Annotated in this window: 20 protein-coding genes; 9 read left to right on the top strand and 11 right to left on the bottom strand. The window is 39.6% G+C overall.

From position 1 onward, the window contains the following. Positions 1 to 166: 166 nt before the first annotated feature. Positions 167 to 2,734: an ATP-dependent chaperone ClpB gene (gene clpB / locus EHO65_RS12430; RefSeq protein ID WP_135774765.1), complete on the top strand. Its 2,568-nt coding sequence runs from the start codon at positions 167 to 169 to the stop codon at positions 2,732 to 2,734. A gap of 112 nt (positions 2,735 to 2,846) precedes the next feature. On the opposite strand, the gene EHO65_RS12435 is transcribed toward clpB, so the two are convergent. From EHO65_RS12435 to EHO65_RS12450, 4 genes are all read right to left on the bottom strand, one after another. Then, positions 2,847 to 3,254 carry a helix-turn-helix domain-containing protein gene (locus EHO65_RS12435; RefSeq protein WP_010515694.1) on the bottom strand — a complete coding sequence of 136 codons (408 nt, stop codon included), beginning with the start codon at positions 3,252 to 3,254 and terminating at the stop codon, positions 2,847 to 2,849. 303 nt (positions 3,255 to 3,557) lie between these two features. Continuing rightward, on the bottom strand, positions 3,558 to 5,093 hold the full coding sequence (locus EHO65_RS12440; RefSeq protein WP_135774767.1) for an LIC12015 family putative lipoprotein: 1,536 nt from the start codon (positions 5,091 to 5,093) through the stop codon (positions 3,558 to 3,560). Positions 5,094 to 5,133: 40 nt separating this feature from the next. Then, a complete protein-coding gene (locus EHO65_RS12445; RefSeq protein WP_086448955.1) occupies positions 5,134 to 5,481 on the bottom strand; it encodes a hypothetical protein in 348 nt (115 codons plus the stop codon). A gap of 18 nt (positions 5,482 to 5,499) precedes the next feature. After that, positions 5,500 to 5,970: a hypothetical protein gene (locus EHO65_RS12450; protein ID WP_244243526.1), complete on the bottom strand. Its 471-nt coding sequence runs from the start codon at positions 5,968 to 5,970 to the stop codon at positions 5,500 to 5,502. Between the two features lie 31 nt (positions 5,971 to 6,001). Between EHO65_RS12450 and EHO65_RS20055 the strand changes: the two genes are divergently transcribed. The 5 genes from EHO65_RS20055 (at position 6,002) to EHO65_RS12470 (ending at position 8,126) form a co-directional block, all read left to right on the top strand. Continuing rightward, complete coding sequence (locus EHO65_RS20055; protein ID WP_244243527.1) at positions 6,002 to 6,160, top strand: hypothetical protein; 159 nt, start codon at positions 6,002 to 6,004, stop codon at positions 6,158 to 6,160. Positions 6,161 to 6,248: 88 nt separating this feature from the next. After that, positions 6,249 to 6,599 (top strand): STAS domain-containing protein, encoded by a 351-nt coding sequence (locus EHO65_RS12455; protein ID WP_008590048.1) that lies wholly within the window; start codon positions 6,249 to 6,251, stop codon positions 6,597 to 6,599. A 35-nt stretch (positions 6,600 to 6,634) separates the two neighbouring features. After that, positions 6,635 to 7,390, top strand: coding sequence for a diacylglycerol/polyprenol kinase family protein (locus EHO65_RS12460; RefSeq protein WP_135774771.1), 756 nt, complete (start codon positions 6,635 to 6,637; stop codon positions 7,388 to 7,390). Between the two features lie 96 nt (positions 7,391 to 7,486). After that, complete coding sequence (locus EHO65_RS12465; protein ID WP_208744078.1) at positions 7,487 to 7,786, top strand: nucleotidyltransferase family protein; 300 nt, start codon at positions 7,487 to 7,489, stop codon at positions 7,784 to 7,786. After that, positions 7,776 to 8,126, top strand: coding sequence for a HepT-like ribonuclease domain-containing protein (locus EHO65_RS12470; RefSeq protein ID WP_135774773.1), 351 nt, complete (start codon positions 7,776 to 7,778; stop codon positions 8,124 to 8,126). The genes EHO65_RS12465 and EHO65_RS12470 overlap by 11 nt, the downstream gene beginning before the upstream one ends. Positions 8,127 to 8,147: 21 nt before the next feature. On the opposite strand, the gene lcpA is transcribed toward EHO65_RS12470, so the two are convergent. The 7 genes from lcpA to eno are packed head-to-tail and all read right to left on the bottom strand — an operon-like array spanning position 8,148 to position 13,024. Next, positions 8,148 to 8,720, bottom strand: a complete 573-nt coding sequence (gene lcpA / locus EHO65_RS12475) for a complement regulator-acquiring protein LcpA (RefSeq protein WP_135774775.1) — start codon at positions 8,718 to 8,720, stop codon at positions 8,148 to 8,150. After that, positions 8,695 to 9,240 carry a DUF4416 family protein gene (locus EHO65_RS12480; RefSeq protein ID WP_135774777.1) on the bottom strand — a complete coding sequence of 182 codons (546 nt, stop codon included), beginning with the start codon at positions 9,238 to 9,240 and terminating at the stop codon, positions 8,695 to 8,697. The genes lcpA and EHO65_RS12480 overlap by 26 nt, the downstream gene beginning before the upstream one ends. A gap of 26 nt (positions 9,241 to 9,266) precedes the next feature. Then, positions 9,267 to 10,268, bottom strand: a complete 1,002-nt coding sequence (locus EHO65_RS12485) for a YheT family hydrolase (protein ID WP_135774779.1) — start codon at positions 10,266 to 10,268, stop codon at positions 9,267 to 9,269. 3 nt (positions 10,269 to 10,271) lie between these two features. Next, positions 10,272 to 10,628 carry a hypothetical protein gene (locus EHO65_RS12490; RefSeq protein WP_135774780.1) on the bottom strand — a complete coding sequence of 119 codons (357 nt, stop codon included), beginning with the start codon at positions 10,626 to 10,628 and terminating at the stop codon, positions 10,272 to 10,274. 12 nt (positions 10,629 to 10,640) lie between these two features. Beyond that, the gene (locus EHO65_RS12495) at positions 10,641 to 11,243 is read right to left on the bottom strand and encodes a ClpP family protease (RefSeq protein WP_135774782.1); all 603 of its coding nucleotides are present in this window, start codon (positions 11,241 to 11,243) and stop codon (positions 10,641 to 10,643) included. Between the two features lie 10 nt (positions 11,244 to 11,253). Beyond that, positions 11,254 to 11,718 carry an FtsB family cell division protein gene (locus EHO65_RS12500; RefSeq protein WP_208744080.1) on the bottom strand — a complete coding sequence of 155 codons (465 nt, stop codon included), beginning with the start codon at positions 11,716 to 11,718 and terminating at the stop codon, positions 11,254 to 11,256. A gap of 7 nt (positions 11,719 to 11,725) precedes the next feature. Continuing rightward, entirely contained in the window at positions 11,726 to 13,024 is a 1,299-nt protein-coding gene (eno, locus tag EHO65_RS12505; RefSeq protein WP_135774784.1) for a phosphopyruvate hydratase, read from the bottom strand. Between the two features lie 126 nt (positions 13,025 to 13,150). On the opposite strand from eno, the gene EHO65_RS12510 reads away from it, so the two are divergent. The 3 genes from EHO65_RS12510 (at position 13,151) to EHO65_RS12520 (ending at position 15,317) form a co-directional block, all read left to right on the top strand. Further along, complete coding sequence (locus EHO65_RS12510; protein ID WP_135774785.1) at positions 13,151 to 13,834, top strand: DUF6989 domain-containing protein; 684 nt, start codon at positions 13,151 to 13,153, stop codon at positions 13,832 to 13,834. A gap of 6 nt (positions 13,835 to 13,840) precedes the next feature. Further along, a complete protein-coding gene (locus EHO65_RS12515; protein ID WP_135774787.1) occupies positions 13,841 to 14,833 on the top strand; it encodes a UDP-3-O-acyl-N-acetylglucosamine deacetylase in 993 nt (330 codons plus the stop codon). Positions 14,834 to 14,936: 103 nt separating this feature from the next. Next, the gene (locus EHO65_RS12520) at positions 14,937 to 15,317 is read left to right on the top strand and encodes a TIGR04452 family lipoprotein (protein ID WP_135774789.1); all 381 of its coding nucleotides are present in this window, start codon (positions 14,937 to 14,939) and stop codon (positions 15,315 to 15,317) included. Positions 15,318 to 15,357 lie beyond the last annotated feature (40 nt).

The following is a 15,357-nucleotide window of genomic DNA, read 5'->3' on the forward strand; positions in this document are numbered from 1 at the left end:
CAGTGGAACATACCTCCTTGTCAAAACGAATTCGAATTTAGGAATGGAAAAAAACGGGACATAATGGGGATAAAATCGTCTCTGACTTTCTGGCAGAAAAATTAGGATAACTTCTGGTCAGACCAGTCTAAGTACTAACTCGGATACAGAATGGATTCGGACAAAGATGAAACTAGATAAGATCACATTAAAATTGAATGAGGCTCTTTCAGGCGCACAAAGCTCTTATGATAAGAACCCGGAAATACAAGAGGAACATATCGTCGCTCAGATCCTAAATCAAGGAGATGGGTTTGCTCCTCCTTTGTTTTCCAAGCTGGGTTTGAATCTACCGGAGTTCCGACGCAAAACGGAAGAAGCGATCACAAGATTTCCTAAGGTAGAAGGTCATTCCGAAAAGGGATTTTCCCGGGCCGCGATCACTCTTCTGCAATCTTCGGACAAGATCAGGACCGAATTGAAGGATGAATATCTTTCTACGGACCATGTTCTCTTGGCATTCTTGAAGAATGGTACTTCTTCACTTCGCCAAGAATTCAATCGATTAGGACTAGATTATCCTAAATTATTAAAAGCAGTGTTAGAACTCAGAAAAGGACAACCTATCATGGATGATACTCCGGAAAACAAGGCGGATGCCTTAAAGAAATATGCAAAAAACCTAAACGAGCTGGCAAAACTAGGCAAGCTGGATCCGGTTATTGGACGGGATGAGGAGATAAGAAGGACGATCCAAGTTCTATCTCGCAGGACCAAGAATAACCCGGTGCTTATCGGAGAACCTGGTGTCGGTAAAACTGCAATCGTAGAAGGACTCGCAGGTAAGATCATCCAAGGAGAAGTTCCGGAAGGAATTAAGACCAAAACGATCTACGCCTTGGATCTGGGCGCCATGATAGCAGGCGCAAAATATCGGGGAGAATTTGAAGAAAGACTAAAAGCGACACTCGACGAAGTAAAACACAGTGACGGGAATATCATACTATTCATAGACGAGATCCATACACTCGTTGGAGCAGGCGCGCAAGAAGGAGCAATGGATGCTTCTAATATGCTTAAGCCGATGCTTGCTCGGGGAGAACTTCGTTGTATAGGAGCGACAACCTTAAAGGAATACCAAAAGTATATAGAAAAGGACGCAGCCTTAGAAAGAAGGTTCCAACCGGTTTATGTAAAAGAGCCAAGTGTGGAAGAAACAGTTACAATTCTCCGTGGTTTAAAAGATAGATACGAACTACATCATGGAATTAAAATATTGGATTCCGCGATCGTAGCTGCGGCCAGTTTATCGAATCGTTATATTGCGGATCGTTTCCTTCCTGATAAGGCTGTGGACTTGATCGATGAAGCAAGTTCCAAAATGAGGATAGAAATGGATTCTATGCCGGAAGAATTGGACAAGCTAAGTAAAAAGATCCAGTCTTTGAAGATCGAAAAAGAAGCCTTAAAAAGAGAAACGGATCCCGCTTCTAAACAAAGAGTAGAGAATATCGCAAAAGAACTTTCTGAACAGGAAGAACTTTTTAGGAATTTAAAAGCTCGTTGGGATCTGGAAAAATCTAAAATTTCCAAAATTAAGGAAATTAAAGAAGAAACGGATAAATACAAGGTTCTGGAAGCGGAAGCGGAAAGAAGAGGGGAGATCAATAGAGTCGCGGAAATACGTTATGGAAAACTAATAGAACTTTCCAAAGAAATGGAAAAGGCGAACGCGGAACTTAAAAAAATCTCAGGCTCAGGTAGACTTCTAAAAGAAGAAGTAGATGAGGAAGATATTGCGAACATAGTCTCTCGTTGGACCGGAATTCCTGTATCTAAGATGCTCCAAGGAGAGAAGGCGAAACTTCTCAAAATGGAAGATTCACTTAAGATCAAGGTGATAGGTCAGGACCACGCTCTGGAATTATTATCCGAAGCGATTCGTAGATCTAGAGCGGGGATTGCAGATCCGAATCGTCCTATCGGCACATTCTTATTCTTGGGACCTACTGGTGTGGGTAAAACAGAAACAGCAAAAGCATTGTCCGAATTCTTATTCGATGATGTGAATGCGATGCTTCGTATAGATATGAGCGAGTATATGGAAGCTCATTCCGTATCCAGGCTAATAGGTGCGCCTCCAGGTTATATAGGACATGACGAAGGCGGACAATTGACAGAAGCAGTCAGACGTAGGCCTTATTCCGTGCTCCTGTTCGATGAGGTGGAGAAGGCTCATCCTGAAGTGTTCAATATCTTCTTACAGATCTTGGATGAGGGTAGGTTGACTGATTCCAAAGGAAGGAATGTAGACTTTAAGAATACGGTCATCATTCTCACCTCTAATCTAGGCTCGGATGTTTTGGGTTCTACGGAATATTCGGAAGAGGAAAAAGAAAGAATGGTGGAACAAAGATTGAAAAAACATTTCAAACCTGAGTTCTTAAACCGCTTGGACGAAGTGATCCTATTTAAATCCGTAGACGAGGCAATGATCGCTAAGATTGCGGAACTTCAATTACAGATCATGGCTAAGAAGGCGACTGAGAATGGGCTTACAGTTAGTTTTACTCCTGCTTTAAGAAAACATATAGTGCAGGCAGGTTTTGATCCTGAATACGGAGCAAGACCTTTGAAACGACTCGTCCAAAGAGAAATTGGAAACGCTCTCAGTAATTTTATACTGAAGGGTGAATTCAAAGAGGGGCAGAGTATCGTCCTGGATTATTCAGGCGGATCCGTGATTGTGAAGTAGCATCCAATAAAAAACCCCGGGTTAAAAACCTGGGGTTTCACTAAGTACAGCACATAGTAAGGGAAAAGAATGTGCAGTATTGCTTACGGGAGTTTGACCTCCCGTGTTCGATTTAGAATTCTACTTTATGTAGAAATAATTCCTCTTTTTTCATTTTTAAAACTTTAGAAGCCATGCTCTTGAAATCTTCAGGCGGCTCTAATAGTCCTAACTCCACTTTCGAAAGGAAAGGAGTTGAGACCTTTAATTTTTTAGCCATATCGTATTGTTTAATTCCCAATTCTCTGCGTTTTGCCCAAAGTTTATTGGTAAGTCCTTGGCTGAATTCGGGATAAACCTCTTCTACCGGACTTTCGTTGAACAGCTTATCTAATGTCGTTTTCAAATATTTAGCGCAAGCCTGTCTGAATTTTTCAGTAGGAGCTTGGCTTCCGGTTTCAATTTTGGAAAGGTAGCTAGGGGATACACCCAGAGCCCTTGCCATATCATATTGCTTGATTCCCCGTTTTTTGCGGAGCATATAGATGTGGTTGTTCATTCTTTTCCCCTTTTTAACCGTTTTAAAACGACCTTACTTTGCCTCAAGAATAAATTTCCATCATGCCCAACAGGCACTTAAGTATAGAAATTTTTTCCAAAGTGGGCTTATACTAAGAGAGATAAGAATAAGAATCAAGCATTTGAAATCTTAATCTATAAAAAAAGGCGTTAGACTTTCTAGTGAATTATAGAACGCGGTCAGTAGTCCGAAGTATCAAGGCCTATAACCTTTTCGGACTACTGAACAGGGATATCTAAGTTATCTATAACTTAGAATAAACGATTAGATTTTACCTTCTTTCAATCTGCTGGAGTCCAGAATGAATTGGTAATCCGTTTTAAGCTTTTGGGTAAGCTCTCTTACGAAGTTTTGCTTTTTAGCTCGGATCAAATCTTCTTTGATTTTCTCTCTAACTTCTCCATAAGCCATAGGGATCCTATCCTGAGGATTGTTCGGATTTGATTTGGCATAAGAGAACATTTTGGCAGCTTCATATTGCTCTCTCATTTCCGCTTCGGAAACGGTTACATCGCTTGGAAGTTCCCTTTTGAATACTAAAGGTTGCACAATGTATAGTTTCATTACATTGAACATATCTTGGAAATCCTTGGATTCTAAAGCGTCTTTCAATTCAGTAGAATGATCCGCTATTTTATACCAAATATATTGTTGTCTGAAAAATTGGAGCACATTCGCCTTATCATCTAGTTTAGAAGCATCTAGGCCACTTTGTTTTGCCAATTGTTCCAGCTCATTCAAAACATCTTTGAACTTAACGGTTTCACCTGTTTTGGTATTGGTTAATAAAACCGACTCATGATTGAAAGTATTCAGATTGTCCTGAGTGATATTCGCCTTTTCGAAACCTGCATTTTTCACTAATTGTTCTTCTTGCTCGCTAACTGCGCTGAACAAGAATCTTTTTTTCATGAAGTCTTCGTAACGAGGAGCGATATCATCTACTTTCAGATCTAGATAATTACGTTTTACTTCTGCTTTGATCTGGTCGGAAATTCCTGGAGTCTCGATATATTTTTTAGCGAGAACTTTCAATTTTCCGAATTCTTTGGAGAAAAATTTTCCTACTCTGGAAGCGTAAATTGTCTCTACTCTTTCTACTCTTAAGATCAGGAATTTTTTCTTCCTAGGAGCTTTTGGATCTGCACCTGGAGGAAGTTGGTCATCGATCTCTTTTAGGACCCATTTCCCTTCATTCTCGGCAGCTTCTTGGTAAAGGACTAGATTAGGATCATTTCCACAATTCAAACATTGAGGCTCTAATAATCCGCCCACTGCTTTATATGCAGGTTGATCGGTATGATCTACAACGTATTGGATGATTTCTTTTTTAGAGGAAAGTTTTTGGATCCCTTCGAAAATACTTTGCGCTCTTTGTCTAGTAACTTCTTCGTCTTTAGGATCAAAAGAGAAAACTGCGATCACTCGAACAAAAGCAAATTTTAATTTACCAACTTGCTCCAACTTCTCCGCTAAATTTCTTTGCAGGAAAGAAGCAGCCATTTGTGGTTTGGAGTATTTTAGGAAAACTGCTAATTCATCTTCGGATACGAGTTTCTTTTCCGTATTGTACAAAGAGATCAATTTGAAAAGACCTAAAGTTTCCAGAAGTTGGGTTTGTTCTTCTTTGGTCGGATGATTCGGCTCCGGTTTGCGTCCGCCTGTATTTAGTTGGTAGAAGTTCCTGAGTTCTTTTCTGGTAACTGTTCCTCCTTTGAAAGAGGCTAATACATCCGAGTCCGAATTACACTGAAAGAGTAATGCAGCCAGGAAGGAGAGTACGATTATTTTTTTGTTCATGTTGTTTTATATAACCTGTTCTTTTCGGATCTCGAAAAGACTAGTATTTATGAATGGTCTTTCGGGCAGGTTGCTGCTTCTTACCTTGGATTTCAACGGATATTTCGCGAGTTAGGCGTTTTTCGTTGTCTTGGTAAAGTCCTTCGGCTGCCCTAGCGCCTGAAGGATTGCCGGAAGAATTCCAATCGGATGGAGTTTCCTTTGTCTTCATAGAAAGCATCTCTTGTTTTTGAGAAGATAGCTTATCCATCTCCGCTCCAATAGATACTTTTAAAGATTCCGAATAATCCCGGTCTGCTGCAATTCTATCCTTGATCTTGCCTAGTTCGGTCAGGTCCCGATCTATTTCTTCTGTTTTGCGTAATAGATGTGCCACTTTAATTTTCATGGAATAAGACCTGGAACTTTAAACTTCAGTTCCTGAGTCTAGGCCCCAGGCTGCTTCTTGCAAGTAGGAAAAAAAGAGCCCGCAGGTGAGGATCATCAACTCTTCTCCCGGTTTGGATAGGCATATAAGAAAGAAGAAGGTGGAAAATAAGAGACTGCTAAGAAGATCCTTCTTTCCCTTCCAAAGAACCCAAAACATTCCTAAAAATAACAGTACTGATTTAAATAGGGAAGGTTCTAAACCGGGATGAGCCGGCTCATATAAGAGCCAAACTCCCGAAAGTAAAACACAAAGTCCTAAAATAATAATACGAACCTGTTTCGGAATGGATAAAATTAGAAATAAGGAAAGTGCAGGGATGAGAAATGGAGAAAGTTCCCTTCTGGAAAAAGAAAGGATACAAGAACCAGCCAATATTAGAACACCTAAAGTTTCCCTGAACGCCGGAGAACGACTTCCTAAGAAAGAAAATCCCCCCGAGGAGATCATACCCGCGAGACTCAAGCAGACTAAATCTAAAATGGATTCCGCAGCTGTTCCATCCCAAAAGGAAACCGCACATATCGAAGCTGGAAATATTAAAAAATTGAGATTGGGTCTAAGCGTTTTAGAAGAATGGAATTGGGAAAATGCGATCGTAAGACAAAGTACCAAGGAACCGGAGAATGGAAATCCATAGGTTTTGAAAAAGAGATAAGCTGAGGTGAAGAATAGAAAAACCATTGTATCTATTATGAAATTCCGGTATCTTGACGAATCGAACAGTTATGATCCTGAACGAGATTATCATCTCAACGGAAAAGATAGACAGCGTTCAAGTTCTGAAATTGCAGGGTTCTATCAACTCCTTTACGGAGAAAAAATTCAAGGATGTGCTTTCCTTGGCGGTTCGCCAGGGACCGGTCATCATGGATATGGAAGACGTACATTTGGTATCCTCCACTGGGGTCCAGGCCTTAAAAGAAGTGAGCCAATCCAGTTTTTCCAGTAAGAACAAACTCGTCCTTGTAAATATCTCAAAAGCAGTGATCAATGTTTTTAAAATGGCAGGCTTAAGCGGATTTTTCCTAATCGCAAATGACGAAGAGGCCGCTTTAAAGATGGCTTCTAAACGTTGATTCTCGGATCAAAGATGGACTCTCGGAAATAGAAAATGAAATCTGAAAAAACTTCTTCCTTTAATTATTTTAGAAAGGCTTGGCATTTACTTGGGCTGATCATCCCAGCATTCTATTATTTCGATGTATTCCATGGACAATTTTTGCTCGTGTATGCAACTCGTGCCATTCTTACAATTTTACTCGTTCTATGTCTTGGACTTTTGGTCTTATTAGAATGGACAAGATTCCATATTCCGATTGTCCAAACTGTATTCGTGAAGTTAGCCGGTCCTTTATTAAAAGAAGAAGAGAAGTCGAGGATCAATGGAACTTTTCCTTATTTTCTCTCAATCACCTTAGTTGTATTTTTCTTCCCTCCTGATGTCGCAATTCTTTCTCTATTATTCTTAGTGATCGGGGATCCAATGGCTGCTTGGGTGGGAACTCATTTTGGAAAGAATAGATTTTCGAATGGAAAATCCAAAGAAGGGATCTTAGCATTTATCCTTTCTTCTACGATCGTAGGACTTTGGTTTATTTATGTGGTTCAGTCGGGTTCGAGGGAATTCGGGATCTACCAATTTTCTTCCGGTGAGTTTTTGCAGAATGTAATTTTAGTTCTACCGGCTGTGATTGCTGCCGCAGTAACCGAATTATACAGTGGAACTTATTGGAATGGGATAGTGGATGATAATCTTTTGATCCCGGTTGTTTCTGCGGTTGTCTTGGGAGTATTTGCTTATTATACTCTGGATCTGAGTATAGGACAGATCTTCCTGAACCCGGCACAGATTTTCGAAACGTATTAGGAAAAAGGATTTTGCTTTTATGATCATCTATTATCACAAAAGCAATAGGTCTTGACATTTTTGAAAATTAAGATTTGAATTAAAGTCGATCTTATTATGATTACTGCTCCGAAAGTCCAAGAAATTATTTTCGCTCATAGAGAAGAGTTACGTTCTTTGGGAGTAGAAAAACTTTTTCTTTTCGGCTCTGTTGCAAAAAAAAAGAACCAAGAAACTAGCGATGTGGATTTATTAGTTAAGTTTCATTTCGGTAAGAAGAATTTCGATAATTTTATGGATCTGTCCTTTCATCTGGAAAAGATCTTAGAAGAAGATGTGGATCTTATGACCGATGATTCTCTTTCTGAAAAGTTCAGAAACTCGATCATGTCCGAGGCTCTGGAAATTGAAATTTGATATAGAGTATCTAAATCATATCAAAGATGAAATAGATTTTTTGAACTTAAAATCCAATACCTTGGATCGAAACGAATTTTTAACCGATGAAACCATCAAAAGGGCATTTATTCGTAGTATTGAAATTATCGGAGAGGCGGCGACTAAGATTTCAGATCCTTTCAAAAGCAAGTATCCGGAAATTGAGTGGAAAAAGTTATCCGCAACCAGAAATCGATTAATACACGGATATTTTGTAGTGGATTACGATATCGTATGGGATTTAATTATAAATAAAATTCCTGCCTTAGAAAAACAGATAACATTTATACTCGAAAAAGAACGGACTTTATTCGATTAAAGTTGGAAATTCTTTTATCTGCTAAGGAGTCTTTTCCGCAGGAAGGACATGATACACAAAGTCGATTTTCGTTTTGGTACTACCCTTAATCCCTTTTGCTGACCAGGTAAATTCTAAATCCGTAGGAAAAATAGAAGTTTCGTAAGGATATTGGCCTAAACGATTTTCTTTTTTCTGTTTTTCTTTCACCATCGAACCTAGATAATTAAAAGAACCGATCCAATCTTCTCCGATCTCGAAACCTTCCATTTTACCTTTTACACCGGCAAATTCGTACATTGCAAAGTAGGTCTCTTGGATCTGTTTTCTTTCTTCCGGACTCATTCTGCGATTCATTCGAAGTATGAATCCTGGAGTTTCACGAGCATGGAAATAAAGAAAATTACCTAATTCTTCCCAGGTATTCGGCTTTTTGGCATTCGGAATATCCACTGAATATTTTTTATTCAAGGGAGAAGGTTCTCTGCACACTCCATCTCTCGTGAAATAGTCGCAAAGTTCCACATTGCTAACGGAGAGAACTGTAGGTTCGCAGGCTGCGAATACAAGCAAAGATAATGATATGAGTTTAACGTTTTTCCAAAGAGCTAACATAAGATTCTCGTAAATTAGTAAAAAAGTATAAAACTTCAGGATGTTTAAAAAATGCCCAGGCTGCGCTTTCCGGGATCCATTTTTGGCCTTGGTAGGTATAAATAATTTCAGCAAAGACTCCATGGAACATATAGATCCTATGCAAATCTTCTTCTAAAGAAGCTAGAACCAAATTATAAGGAGTTAGATAACCCGGTAATATTCTGATAGATTCATCCGATTTGCGCAAAGATGTCTGGAATTTAGTACATTCTTTTTGGAGACTCGGAAGTTCTTCTCTGGAAATCCTTCTCTTCAGAGAAAGGATACGAGTAAATCTTCCTATAGGAGAATCTAAAAAATTCTCAAATTGATGGGTCCATTTAGGAAGAGCTTTGGATTCGTAGAGTGCTTGCGAAAATGTATCTTCCGCTTTTTCTTTCAAACGATAATAGGCCTCTTCATTTTCATAGGAAACCACTATAAAGAAAGAAGCTGGGAGAGGTTTTTTGGGTTTGGAAGAAGTTTGTTTGGAATTCACTTGTTTGGCGGGTTTCAGGCAGCAGATTATAATTTGGAATCGAAATAATCCAGCAGAATTTTAGTAAGCCAGCGACCGTCCGGAAGGTCTGGTTTGGAATCGGTCACAAATCCAACATGGCCTCCTTGTTTGGTCAGAATGGTTTTTAAGTTCGGAAGTTTGGACCATTGGATCGAATTCCACTCGAATAAAGGAACAACTGGATCATCTTCCGCATGGATCAGTATTCCAGGAAGTGTTATGGATTGGATATAATTGATACAGGAATTCTTTTTATAATATTCCATTGCACTAGGATATCCGAAAGAAGGAGCGGTGATCATATCGTCGAAATCGAAAAAAGTTCTTATTTTCTTGGAATTTTCCAACTGCAAAGGAGTTAGATCCAAGATACCTTCTTTGATCTTCTTCTTAAAACTACTGATAAAATGATTCCTATAAAATCTTCCGGAAAGTGAATCTATAAAGTCACAGTTTTTTGCAAGATCCAGAGGAGGGGAGACTGCGGAGAATGCGATTGACTTATGATTTCTGGATTCTCCGAAAAATTTTAGGACCAGATTTGCGGAGAGAGAAAATCCGGACACATAGATCTTCTTGCTCAGATATTCATACATATAATCCAGAACATCTTGTAAGTCTTCCGACTGACCTGCGTAATATGACTTACTTGCAAATCCTCTTCCTCTTCCGCAGTTTCGCAGATTCATACGGATGACCCCGTATCCTCTTTCTAAGGCGGAAGTTGCTAGAGACACTAAATAAGAACTTTCTGAATCACCTTCCATTCCATGGATCATGAGTATATACGTTCCGTTGGAAGGAATTGCACTCTTACGATAAGAAGAAACGGGAGGGTTATGTTCTAACCAAAGTTTATCTCCGGATTCTCCGCTTACAGTAAGAAGAATATCTTCGCAATAGTAAGAAGTTCTAAGCGGATTTTCAGGAGGAAAAAGTGTGCTGTAAATAGTTTGAGCGTGTTTGCCCGAGACGAATCTTTTAGGTCGAAAATGAGAGGCTTCCATAGATCAACGGATTTCGTTTTCTTTAAAAAACTCTTTCCACTCTTCTTCTTGTTCTTTTTTTAAAAGTGATTTTTTATCTAAGAACTTTCTGAACTTTTTCAGGAAAACTTTTCCTTTTTCTCTGATCTTTGAATCGTCTGGAAACATATCTTCCAGATAGAAATTCAAAAACTCATCCAGCTCGAAACCACCCAGATCGGTTATTAGTATTTTTTCGGACGAATCTTCCGGGCCTTCGAATAATAACTCGGAGAATTCCAGAAATAAGGAAGGCATTTCTTTTTCTGAAGAAGAAGCTCCTTCCGGAATAGTTTCCAGAAAGGAGCGAACGGTTTCTTCTAAGGAAGAGGGACCAGACAAGTTTATAAAACCTTAATTTTGTTTAGGGAATTCGATTTTGGTTGCGAGAGTATCTACGATCCCGTATTTGATCGCTTCTTCTGCATCCATATAATAGTCTCTGTCTGTATCTTCTTCCAACTTTTCAACAGGATGACCGCAAGCTTCTGCAAGTATTTGATTCAATCTTGCTCTAGTCTTTAGGATCTCTTCTGCATGGATCTGTAGATCTGTTGCAGGAGCGACAATCTGTCCTCCGATACTTGGTTGGTGGATCATTACTTTTCCGTTTGGCCAAATGGATCTTTTTCCTTTGACTCCAGCGGCGAGTAGGACAGAACCCATGGAAGCTGCAAGTCCCATACATACGGTATGAACAGGAGAAGTGATCATCTTCATTGTGTCATAAATGGTAAGTCCTGAAGTAACAACTCCGCCTGGACTATTTATATAGAATGTAATTTCTTTTCCAGGATCTGACATTTCCAGGTATAAAAGTTTTCCTACGATGTCTTTTGCGGATTCATCCGTAACCGCACCCCATAAAAAGATTTTTCTATGGTCGATGAACTTTTTGGAAATTTTGCTACCGGCTAATTCTTCGAAAACTTCGCTGATTTTTTCTGTCTCGGACATTCTGGCTCCCTTACGTAGCGGTTCGTTCTTCCAGTTTCTTCCTCCGTAATTTCCTGAAAACTCCAATAAATACGAAAGCTACAAAGGAAACGTAAAAAAAGCGAAGCAACTGGATCGGAGGGACCGGCATATCACGATCCGCTCTTAAAGCAATTAGACGGGAGGCGAGGACCGGACGATTCTCCGCTTTTGGTTCCGGCTCCCTAAATTTGATAATTTGTGCGTTTTCTGATAGAAGATAATACTTTCTGGCTTCTTTCTCCAATGCGACCTTATCATCACGTAGAAGTTTTTGCCTTTCTTCTAATTGTCTATTCTCATACTCCAGTCTTTCCACATCCAAACGAAGGCTGGAAAGACTGGTTTCTAGGGTAGACCTTACGACCAAACCTGACTCTCCCAATACCGTGAAGTAAAACATTCCGGAAAGGAAGAGCAGAAGTATAAATAGTTTGTTCGCCAGATTCATGCCCATAAGAAGTTTAAAGATTATAGAATGTATTTCTCCCTTTGTAAACCGCAGAAGAACCTAATTCTTCTTCGATTCTCAAAAGTTCGTTATATTTAGCGATCCTATCGGTCCTGGAAAGGGAACCAGTTTTGATCTGGCCCGCGTTCGTACCTACCGCGATATGCGAAATAGTTACGTCCTCAGTTTCTCCGGATCTATGGCTGATCACATTCGTATATTTGGCTTTTTTAGCCATATCGATGGACGCCAATGTTTCGGATAAACTTCCGATTTGGTTCACCTTGATCAGGATGGAATTACCCACCTTTTGGGAAATTCCTTGAGAAAGTTTTTCTATATTGGTAACGAATAGATCATCACCTACGAGTTGGATTTTCTTACCCAATTTCTCGCTTAGAAGTTTCCAACCTTCCCAGTCGTTTTCATCCAGACCGTCTTCAATAGTAATGATCGGATACTTTGAGACTAGATTTGAATAGTATTCTACCAATTCTGCACTGGAGAACTCTTTATTTCCTTCTCCACCCAGAACGTATTTCTTCTTGGTTTTGTCGAAAAACTCGGAAGAAGCAGCATCCAAACCCAATAATACGTCCTTTTCCGGCTTATAACCCGCTTTTTCGATGGCTTGTAGGATCACTTCTAATCCTTCCAAGTTGCTTGCGAGGTCAGGTGCGAATCCGCCCTCGTCGCCCACTGCAGTATTCAGTTTTTTGGATTTAAGAACTGATTTCAAACTATGGAAAACTTCTGCCCCAACTCGTAATGCCTCACGGAAGCTATTTACTCCGACTGGAAGGATCATAAACTCTTGGAAGTCTACGTTATTATCTGCGTGGGCTCCACCATTGATGATGTTCATCATTGGAACTGGAAGTTCTTTTGCGAAGTTTCCGCCTATGTATCTGTAGAGCGGAAGTCTTGTATGAGAAGCTGCTGCCTTTGCAACCGCTAGGGAAGTTCCGAGAATTGCGTTTGCGCCTAATTTGGATTTGTTTTTGGTTCCGTCCTTATCCAACATTAGGGAATCAATTCTGTTTTGGTCTAAAGCATCTTCTCCGATCAAAACGTCTTTGATCTTTACGTTTACGTTCTCTACTGCTTTTAGGACACCTTTGCCTAAATAACGGGATTTATCCCCGTCTCTTAATTCAACTGCTTCGTATTCTCCTGTGGAGGCTCCGGAAGGGACTGCAGCTCTACCGAAGGAGCCGTCTTCCAGCTTTACATCTACTTCTACCGTAGGATTTCCTCTGGAATCCATGATTTCGCGGGCGCGGATCGCCGAAATTTTGGAGGATTGGGCCATGTGATTCTTATAATACCTATCTCTTATAGATTTTTCCTGAAATCCTTTTGTTACGGGGAAATAAATCAAGCGGGAAAAGGAGGAAAAAAGATTGCCTGGACCGGCTATAAAGATAGAAATCCATCGATGAAAACGACAGAAAAGCATTCTATATTCTTTCATATCTCCTTCACAATACTATGTATCATAGTTTTGTTACTTCCAGTCCCAGCTACAACAGGTTGGAGAATGTTTTTTCTGGTCCTAGTCTATAATATCTCTCTGCCGATTGTGGCTCAGGTTTGGGAACATGATCGTTGGATGGATATTTTCCTTTTTGTTTTGCCTGTAAGTATTTTGCAAGTGGTCCCGGATTGGTTTTTATCCAAGGTGCTTGGGGTTTTAGTTTTTCCTCCGGATGGATTTTACAAGATAGGAACAGTGTCGGCATATATGGCAGGACTTTGGACCATTCCACTTTTTATCATTGTATATGTTTCTACTAGATTCGAGAAAAGATATCCGGAAGCAAATCCAATCAGCAAATATGTGTTAGCCGGAATAAGTTCATTTGTTATCTTCTTCCTGTCCGAAGAGTTCATGAGGCTAATCCCAGTTTGGTATGCTCAGAATGTTTCTATGATAGGGCATACCGCAATCTATGTTCTGTTTCCTGAATTTGTTTTGGGAATATTTGCTACATTTGCATATTTTCATACGGAGCATAAACCGTTTAGAACGAAATTACTTTGGGCAATTCCAACAATGTCCGTATATTTGGGAGCGCTCTCCTTCAGTTATTTATTTGTAGAAGGTGTCTGGAAAGTATAAGAAAGAATGAAGGTCCTGACCAAAATTTCAGAAATTAGAGACCTAATCTCGGATCGAAATCCGGAGATTCTCCGTCTTCCTCCTGAGTTTGTGAAGAAGGTGGATATAGATCCGGACTATTCTTATACGATCCAAAAAGAATTCAGTGTAGAAGGTAAGGCCACCTTCGAAAATAAGGATGCAATAGTCAAAGTCATTCCTGTTCAGAATGGAATGTCCGGCTTTAGCTGGAATGGGACCAGGTATGATCTGGATAGCCAGAAATGTATTAAAGGAAATCATAATATACAATTAGGCGAAGTGAAGGTAATTGAACATCCTCTTGCATGGATGTTGGCCTTTGGGGTATATGCCGATTTCACTTTGAGCGAATCCAGTTTTCCTACATTCGATTATTGTGATCAGGTCTATATGGATCAATCGAAGGGAAATTGGAAAAAGTTAGAGAAAAGAAAAAAGATCTCCGTATCTTCTCCTTTTGCATTGGTTTGGGACAAGGGTTATTGTATATTAGAGCCTGAGACCCAGGAAACAAAAGGACTTTTAATAGACCACCAAGTAGAATATCCCGGAACAACAGTCGGAAAATCCAGGATACTGACTGAGCTGACTCCTGAAAATTTTTCCTACTTCGGAGACGCAAGAACAACTGCGTTCCGTAATAAAAAGGATGCAGAAAGTTTTTACCAAATCGGACTTGCCGGAGGATTGAAAGATTATCCTTTCACATTGGAGAACGTATTACTTTTAGATGAAGAAAAAATTTATAATATTCGGAACAAATTTAAGGATCCAAGATCGGATTATAATTACGAATTTATCTGTCATGAATTGATAGATATCATTTCTTGGTTACGTTTCGTGGAAGAAAAATACGAAGGAAAATTTTTCGGAAAGATGACAACCTTTCTGTTCGATCATCACAAACAGATAGATATCGCCCAATTTTCCTGCAATCCGGAAGAATTAGAAAAACATGGGATTAGGATCGGAAATTAATTTCAGGCAAATGATTTCCAAAAACTTAAAACTACTTGTAATAGAAACGGTTTCGTTTTAAAAAATCAAAACAGAGTCCAAATTTTCTCAGAAGAGGTTTCCAATGCGGATCGGAATATTACCGCTTTTATTTATTCTAACGATCGCAGTAAACTGCGTGGCGTTAAACACTACCGGATTAACGAATCGTTATAAAGGTAGTGAGGCGAAGGATAAAATTGCGGATGCGGCAACTGTTGCTGCTCAATTATACGCGATTTCTACAGGTGATTTTACAGGAACCACTTATGTGAATAATATCGTTCTTCCCCCTATTTTGGCAGGAATTAAGCCTGGTGAATACTATGCGAAGGAGGATGTGAATGCGTGCGTAGACGAGATCAAATTATTCGGAGCTTTGGGGCTTCGACCTTCTATCGGAATTCTGTTTGGTCAATGCTCAAACCTGCAGCCTGACAATAATGTTTACGGAAACGTAGATTAGTTCCTTTTCAATATCTTCTCCTCGGTCCTTAACGGGGCCG

Source organism: Leptospira andrefontaineae, from assembly GCF_004770105.1.
In the GTDB taxonomy this organism is placed as follows: domain Bacteria; phylum Spirochaetota; class Leptospiria; order Leptospirales; family Leptospiraceae; genus Leptospira_B; species Leptospira_B andrefontaineae.

What these genes read in the sequence shown, in the direction of transcription:
- clpB (WP_135774765.1), top strand. Translation starts at nt 167, where the DNA reads ATGAAACTAGATAAGATCACATTAAAATTGAATGAGGCTCTTTCAGGC.
- EHO65_RS12435 (WP_010515694.1), bottom strand. Translation starts at nt 3,254, where the DNA reads ATGCTCCGCAAAAAACGGGGAATCAAGCAATATGATATGGCAAGGGCT.
- EHO65_RS12440 (WP_135774767.1), bottom strand. Translation starts at nt 5,093, where the DNA reads ATGAACAAAAAAATAATCGTACTCTCCTTCCTGGCTGCATTACTCTTT.
- EHO65_RS12445 (WP_086448955.1), bottom strand. Translation starts at nt 5,481, where the DNA reads ATGAAAATTAAAGTGGCACATCTATTACGCAAAACAGAAGAAATAGAT.
- EHO65_RS12450 (WP_244243526.1), bottom strand. Translation starts at nt 5,970, where the DNA reads ATGATCTCCTCGGGGGGATTTTCTTTCTTAGGAAGTCGTTCTCCGGCG.
- EHO65_RS20055 (WP_244243527.1), top strand. Translation starts at nt 6,002, where the DNA reads ATGGATTCCGCAGCTGTTCCATCCCAAAAGGAAACCGCACATATCGAA.
- EHO65_RS12455 (WP_008590048.1), top strand. Translation starts at nt 6,249, where the DNA reads ATGATCCTGAACGAGATTATCATCTCAACGGAAAAGATAGACAGCGTT.
- EHO65_RS12460 (WP_135774771.1), top strand. Translation starts at nt 6,635, where the DNA reads ATGAAATCTGAAAAAACTTCTTCCTTTAATTATTTTAGAAAGGCTTGG.
- EHO65_RS12465 (WP_208744078.1), top strand. Translation starts at nt 7,487, where the DNA reads ATGATTACTGCTCCGAAAGTCCAAGAAATTATTTTCGCTCATAGAGAA.
- lcpA (WP_135774775.1), bottom strand. Translation starts at nt 8,720, where the DNA reads ATGTTAGCTCTTTGGAAAAACGTTAAACTCATATCATTATCTTTGCTT.
- EHO65_RS12485 (WP_135774779.1), bottom strand. Translation starts at nt 10,268, where the DNA reads ATGGAAGCCTCTCATTTTCGACCTAAAAGATTCGTCTCGGGCAAACAC.
- EHO65_RS12495 (WP_135774782.1), bottom strand. Translation starts at nt 11,243, where the DNA reads ATGTCCGAGACAGAAAAAATCAGCGAAGTTTTCGAAGAATTAGCCGGT.
- EHO65_RS12500 (WP_208744080.1), bottom strand. Translation starts at nt 11,718, where the DNA reads ATGGGCATGAATCTGGCGAACAAACTATTTATACTTCTGCTCTTCCTT.
- eno (WP_135774784.1), bottom strand. Translation starts at nt 13,024, where the DNA reads ATGGCCCAATCCTCCAAAATTTCGGCGATCCGCGCCCGCGAAATCATG.
- EHO65_RS12510 (WP_135774785.1), top strand. Translation starts at nt 13,151, where the DNA reads ATGAAAACGACAGAAAAGCATTCTATATTCTTTCATATCTCCTTCACA.
- EHO65_RS12515 (WP_135774787.1), top strand. Translation starts at nt 13,841, where the DNA reads ATGAAGGTCCTGACCAAAATTTCAGAAATTAGAGACCTAATCTCGGAT.
- EHO65_RS12520 (WP_135774789.1), top strand. Translation starts at nt 14,937, where the DNA reads ATGCGGATCGGAATATTACCGCTTTTATTTATTCTAACGATCGCAGTA.